The following is a 6,412-nucleotide window of genomic DNA, read 5'->3' as shown; positions in this document are numbered from 1 at the left end:
GCTTTTGGCGATTTCGAAAGCCTCTTCGCGGGCAAGCCTCGCTCCTACAGGGGGTGGGTGATTGTTTAATGGCTGAAAAAATTCTCTGAAATTATCAACCAAGCACTTGCTTGGTTGACTACGCTTGCTCCACAACAAAAACAAAGGAGCGAGTCGCATGTCTGCTGCTTTTCGTTTGCCGCTGGACGTGTTCTACGAGCGTGAAGCCCGACACCCCCGTCAACGCTTCATGGTCCAGCCCATCGGTGGTGGCCAGGTCGATACTCTGACCTGGGCCGACGTCGGCCATCAGGCCCGCTGTGCGGCGCACTGGTTGCGGTCCCGCGAATTGCCCCAAGGCAGCCATATCGCCCTGATCTCGAAAAACTGCGCCCACTGGATCATCGCCGACCTGGCGATCTGGATGGCGGGGCACGTTTCGGTGCCGCTGTACCCGAACCTCACGGCCGAGTCCGTGGCCCAGGTGCTGGATCACTCGGAAGCGGCGCTGGCCTTCATCGGCAAGCTCGATGACTGGCCGGGCATGTCCCGTGGGGTCAGCCCGGATCTGCTGACCATCAGTCTGCCTCTGCATCCAGCCGGTGAATTCGATTTCAGCTGGGACGACCTGCAACGCAGTACGCCCATCCAGGACGATCCCAAGCCTCACGCCGATCAGTTGGCGACCATCATCTACACCTCCGGCACCACTGGCATGCCCAAAGGGGTGATGCACAGCTTCGGCAACCTGGGGTTCGCCACCTCCCGCGGCACGCAATTGTTCGGTCTGAACGAGTCGGACCGGCTACTTTCCTACCTGCCGCTGTGCCACGTCGCCGAGCGGATGTTCGTCGAACTGGCGGCGATTTATACCGGACAGACCGTATTCTTTGCCGAAAGCCTCGACACCTTTCTCACTGATCTACGCCGAGCACGGCCGACGGCATTGTTCGGTGTGCCGCGGATCTGGACGAAGTTCCAGATGGGCGTGTACAGCAAGATTCCGGAAAAACGCCTCGATTTCCTCCTGAGCCTGCCGATCATCGGCAAACGCGTCGGCCACAAAGTGTTGGCCGGGCTGGGACTGGATGCCTTACGCGTGGCCTTGTCCGGCGCGGCGCCGGTGCCGCTGAGTTTGCTGATGTGGTATCGCAAGCTCGGGCTGGACGTGCTGGAGGTCTACGGCATGACCGAAAGCTGCGGCTATTCGCATATCTGCCTGGCGGGCCAGTACAAATCCGGCTGGATCGGCAAGCCTTGCCCGGAAGTCGAGGTGCGGATCGACGAGTCCGGCGAAGTCCTGGTGCGCAGCGGTGCGACCATGCTCGGCTATTTCAAGGAACCGCAGAAAACCGCTGAGACCATCACCCCGGATGGCTTCCTGCGTACCGGAGACAAAGGTGAGGAGGACGCCGAAGGAAATCTGCGCCTGACCGGGCGTTTGAAGGAAATCTTCAAGACCAGCAAAGGCAAGTACGTGGCCCCGGCGCCCATCGAGAATCGCCTGGCGGTGCATTCGCGCATCGAACAGGTGTGCGTCGTGGGGGATGGCTTGAGCGCACCGCTGGGCTTGTGTGTGCTGTCGGCGGTGGGGCAGCAGGAGGCGCGGGCCGGGCTGCATTCAAGCCTGGAAAAGCTGCTGGAGGAGGTCAATACCGCCCTCGACAAACATGAGCGCCTGCGCCAGCTGGTGGTGGTCAAGGACAGCTGGGCCGTGGAAAACGGTTTTCTCACACCCACGCTGAAAATCAAACGCAACGTGATCGAAGCCACCTACGGAGCGCGCTTCGAAGAATGGAGCGAGCGCAACGAAGCGGTGCTGTGGCAGGATTGAGCCACGAACAAAACCAACAAGGAAATCCGCGATGAGCCTGTGGCGTACCACTCCCAACATCGAACAGTTGAACGCGATCCAGAAAAACACCATCGGCGAAGTACTGGATATTCGCTTCGAATCCTTCGATGACGAGTCTCTGACCGCGAGCATGGTCATCGACCACCGCACCCATCAACCTTACGGCCTTCTGCATGGCGGCGCGTCGGTGGTGCTGGCTGAAAGCGTCGGCTCCATGGCCAGCTACCTGTGCATCGACGCCAGCAAGTTTTACTGCGTGGGCCTGGAAATCAACGCCAACCATTTGCGCGGTCTGCGCAGCGGCCGTGTGACGGCGGTGGCCAAACCGATTCACATTGGCCGCACCACCCACGTCTGGGACATTCGCCTGACCAGCGATGAGGGCAAGGCCAGTTGCGTATCGCGTCTGACCATGGCGGTGGTGCCGCTGGGCGAGAATCCGCCGGCGCGCTAAGCGAGCAGCCCTTATCACCATGGCGGGACTGTCATTATTCCTGTCAGTTACGGTCATTGCCGCAAGGCGTGGTCTTGCCGACAATCAACGCCTGTTCTCGCTATGGATTTGCCGGTTATGTCGCAACAGATATTTTTCGCCCACGCCAACGGTTTCCCCTCGGGCACCTATGGCAAATTGTTCGCGGCGCTGGCGCCCGAGTATCAGGTGACGCATCTGGAGCAACATGCCCATGACCCGCGCTTTCCGGCGGACGACAACTGGTACAACCTGGTGGATGAGCTGATTCACCATTTGCGCCAGCAAGCGCAGCCGGTGTGGGGCGTCGGTCATTCATTCGGTGGCGTACTGCACCTGCATGCGGCACTGCGTTGCCCAGAGCTTTATCGCGGGGTGGTCATGCTCGATTCGCCGGTACTGACCCGCGCCGATCAATGGGTTATCCGCGCGGCCAAGCGCTTCGGATTCATCGATAAATTGACCCCGGCTGGCCGTACGCTGGGCAGGCGCGAAGAGTTCGCCGATCTCGACAGCGCCCGTCGTTATTTCGCCGGCAAGACCCTGTTTCGCAGCTTCGATCCGGACTGTTTCGATGCCTACCTGCAGCACGGTTTGCAGCAGGTCGGTGACAAGCTGCGCCTGCGCTTCGATCCGGCCACGGAAATCAGCATCTACCGTGGCGTGCCCCACACCAGCCCAGGACGCACAAGACAGTTGAAAGTACCGCTGGCGGTGGTGCGCGGACACAAGAGCCGGGTGGTGATGCGTCATCACGCAAGTGGAGTGGGGCGCCTGCCACAGGGCGAATCCCTGTCCATGCCCGGCGGCCATATGTTTCCCCTCGAACGCCCACAGGACACGGCCGAGATGCTGAAGAAGCTGTTCAGCCGCTGGGGCGGTCGCCAACAGGATTGCGCATGAGTCATGTCGTCGAAGAAGTCCGCCTGAGCCTGCCGCATATCGAACTGGCCGCCCACCTGTTCGGCCCCGAAGACGGTTTGCCGGTGATCGCCCTGCATGGCTGGCTGGACAACGCCAACAGCTTCGCCCGGCTGGCGCCGAAGCTCAAAGGCCTGCGCATCATTGCCCTGGACATGGCCGGTCACGGTCACTCGGGGCATCGCCCGGTCGGTGCCGGCTATGCCATGTGGGATTACGCTCACGATGTGCTGCAAGTCGCCGAACAGCTGGGGCTCAAGCGATTTGCGCTGTTGGGGCACTCCATGGGGGCGATTGCCTCGCTGATCATCGCCGGCTCGTTTCCCGAGCGTGTCACCCATCTGGCGTTGATCGATGGAGTGATTCCTCCTACAGACAAAGGCGAAAATGCCGCGGAACGCATGGGCATGGCCTTACAGGCGCAACTGGATCTGCGGGACAAGCGCAAGCCGGTCTACAACACCCTGGATCGGGCTATCGAGGCCAGAATGAAAGGCCTGGTGGCGGTCAGTCGCGAAGCCGCCGAACTGCTGGCGCAGCGTGGCTTGATGCCGGTGCCCGGCGGTTACACCTGGCGTACCGACAACCGTCTGACCCTGCCATCGCCTCTGCGTCTGACCACCGAGCAGGCCATGGCTTTCGTCCAGCGCATCGCTTGCCCGGCCAAACTGGTGGTCGCGGCAGACGGCATGCTCGCCAAACATCTCGAGTTGCTGGAGCGTCTACCCTTTAGCCGTGAGCAGCTGCCAGGCGGCCATCATTTGCACTTGAATGACGAACACGGCGCCGATCTTGTCGCAGACTGTTTCAATCGGTTCTTCGCCGTTCCTTGACTTGCGCGGGGCAACTGCCGAGGCTGGGCGGGTTGAAATGGGAGACAACCATGATGGATCTATTCACCGTTGCGCCGCCGAATGACCAAAAGGCTTCAATTGCGTGCCTGCCCTGCCGGGGGCGCTTTCTCGATGACGCGACTGCCGTCAAGCGTTTCCAAGCCATGCTGATCCGGTGAGTCTGCCTATGCGAACTCTCAGTCTGCTGGCCCTGCTCGGTTTCAGTTCCTTGTCGTTTGCCGCCGATGTTCCGGGCAGTCAGGATCTGCCGATCGTCCCGCGCATGGTCGATGCACAGATCGTCGACTATCGCCCGGCGGTGGAACTGGAGCGAATCTATCCCCTCGGTTCGATCCGCAAGATCAGCGGCCAGTTGCGTTTCGACGGCCAGGTCAACGCCCGGGGCAACGCCACGGCGGTGACCTACGAGCTGCCGCCGGAACATTCCGCCCTCGACGCCTTCACCGCCGCCCGCGAAGCCTTGCAGAAGCAGGACGCGCAGTTGCTGTTCTGGTGCCAGGCTCGCGACTGTGGCGAGAGCAGCCTGTGGGCCAACGAGGTGTTCGGTAACGCCAAGCTCTACGGCTCCGATAACGAACAGGCTTACCTGTTGTTGCGGCTGGCGGCGCCGAAGGACAACACCCTGGTGGCGCTCTACAGCATCACTCGTGGCAATCGCAAAGCCTATCTGCATGTCGAACAGTTCGAGGCCGCGGCCCCTTTGGGCGATTTGCGACCCACCTCCGCCACGTTGCTGCGTGAACTCAAAAGCACCGGCGAACTGGACTTCCCCACACTCACCGACGCATCGGATGAAAACTGGCTACGCCTGATTTCCCGTGGTCTGAACCTTGACGCCACCTTGCGGGTCAGTATTTCCGGACCGAATGCCGAAGCCTGGCGCCAGGCGCTGATCGGGCAGGGCGTGCGTGCGGCGCGGATGGAAACCGGTAGCGTCGAAGGCTCTGGCCTGCACGTTCAGCTGCTGCGATAAGCTCAAAAGGCGAACGCGTTCCGCGCGTTCGCCTATTCTTTTGCGGACGGAATTCTCTCCCGCTTCTTCAGGTCCTTCTTTCAGGACACTTTTTTCAGGGCCATCTTTCCAGGGGCCATCTTTATAGAGGCATGGATGATCAATAACGATCGAATGCTGGTGCAGATTCTGCTGTTGGTGCTGTTCGGGGCGAGTGTCTGGGTGATGGCGCCGTTCTGGTCGGCGTTGTTCTGGGGCGCGGTGCTGGCGTTCGCCAGTTGGCCGCTGATGGTCCTGCTGACCCGCTGGCTCAATGGCCGCGAATCACTGGCCGCTGCGCTGTTGACCGTGGGCTGGATGGTGTTGGTGGCGGCGCCTCTGGTCTGGCTGGGATTCAACCTGGCCGATCATGTGCGTGATGCCACGGCGTTCATCAAGGATGTGCAGATGGATGGCCTGCCGGAAGCTCCCTCATGGCTGGGCGGCATTCCGCTGGTAGGCGGGCGCCTGGTGGAAATCTGGAACAGCATCGACCAGCAGGGTGCGGCCATGATGGTCTCGCTCAAACCCTATTTCGGGCAAGTCGGTAACTGGCTGCTGGCGCGCAGTGCGCAGATTGGTGGCGGCGTGCTCGAGCTGACGCTGAGCATTGTCTTCGTATTCTTTTTCTATCGCGACGGGCCGCGGCTGGCAGCTTTCGTCCACAGCCTGCTGGAGCGCCTAATCGGTGATCGCGCCGGCTATTACATCGAGCTGGTGGCGGGCACGGTGCAGCGGGTGGTGAACGGTGTGATCGGTACGGCTGCCGCCCAGGCGATTCTGGCGTTGATCGGATTCCTGATTGCCGGCGTACCGGGAGCTTTGGTGCTCGGCATCGTGACCTTCCTGCTCAGCCTGATTCCCATGGGCCCACCACTGGTGTGGATTCCGGCCACGGCCTGGCTGGCCTGGAAAGGTGATTACGGGATGGCGATTTTCCTCGGCATCTGGGGCACCTTCATCATCAGTGGCGTGGACAACGTGCTCAAGCCTTACCTGATCAGCCGTGGCGGGAATCTGCCGTTGGTGATCGTGCTGCTGGGAGTGTTCGGCGGGCTGATTGCGTTTGGTTTCATCGGCCTGTTCATCGGGCCGACATTGCTGGCGGTGGCGTACAGCCTGTTGACCGACTGGAGCAAGAGTCAGGCGCGCGTCTGAGACCCTTGATCGGGGAAGTATCGCGGGGAGAAAAAAACAGCCTCGCGTTGATCTGTCGGACGGATGATGGGGACCGTCAGATCAACGCGAGGCTGTACAGAAGCAGCTCTGAGCCGCAAACCGCAAGTTGTGCGCGTGACTCTTCAACTTGCAGCTTGAAGTTTGCCGCTGCCTCTTGCTGC

General features: G+C 61.1%; 7 protein-coding genes. All 7 read left to right on the top strand.

Annotated elements, in window-relative coordinates; translation table 11 throughout:
- Positions 1-157 precede the first annotated feature (157 nt).
- The 7 genes from ACW9JE_RS05160 to ACW9JE_RS05130 all read left to right on the top strand — a co-directional run bounded on the left by ACW9JE_RS05160 (position 158) and on the right by ACW9JE_RS05130 (position 6,230).
- Positions 158-1,813: an AMP-binding protein gene (locus ACW9JE_RS05160; RefSeq protein WP_457432151.1), complete on the top strand. Its 1,656-nt coding sequence runs from the start codon at positions 158-160 to the stop codon at positions 1,811-1,813.
- Between the two features lie 31 nt (positions 1,814-1,844).
- Positions 1,845-2,288 (top strand): hotdog fold thioesterase, encoded by a 444-nt coding sequence (locus ACW9JE_RS05155; RefSeq protein WP_224538080.1) that lies wholly within the window; start codon positions 1,845-1,847, stop codon positions 2,286-2,288.
- Positions 2,289-2,405: 117 nt separating this feature from the next.
- On the top strand, positions 2,406-3,209 hold the full coding sequence (locus tag ACW9JE_RS05150; RefSeq protein WP_224538083.1) for an alpha/beta fold hydrolase: 804 nt from the start codon (positions 2,406-2,408) through the stop codon (positions 3,207-3,209).
- The gene (locus tag ACW9JE_RS05145; RefSeq protein ID WP_224538084.1) at positions 3,206-4,060 is read left to right on the top strand and encodes an alpha/beta hydrolase; all 855 of its coding nucleotides are present in this window, start codon (positions 3,206-3,208) and stop codon (positions 4,058-4,060) included. The genes ACW9JE_RS05150 and ACW9JE_RS05145 overlap by 4 nt, the downstream gene beginning before the upstream one ends.
- Before the next feature lie 50 nt (positions 4,061-4,110).
- Positions 4,111-4,239 (top strand): hypothetical protein, encoded by a 129-nt coding sequence (locus tag ACW9JE_RS05140; protein WP_457432150.1) that lies wholly within the window; start codon positions 4,111-4,113, stop codon positions 4,237-4,239.
- A gap of 8 nt (positions 4,240-4,247) precedes the next feature.
- On the top strand, positions 4,248-5,054 hold the full coding sequence (locus ACW9JE_RS05135; protein WP_224538086.1) for a DUF4892 domain-containing protein: 807 nt from the start codon (positions 4,248-4,250) through the stop codon (positions 5,052-5,054).
- Positions 5,055-5,189: 135 nt separating this feature from the next.
- Entirely contained in the window at positions 5,190-6,230 is a 1,041-nt protein-coding gene (locus ACW9JE_RS05130; RefSeq protein ID WP_224538088.1) for an AI-2E family transporter, read from the top strand.
- Positions 6,231-6,412 lie beyond the last annotated feature (182 nt).

The organism is Pseudomonas sp. SDO55104_S430 (genome assembly GCF_054070595.1).
The sequence above is the reverse complement of the archived record's forward strand: the minus strand, read 5'-3'. Positions and strand labels throughout refer to the sequence as shown.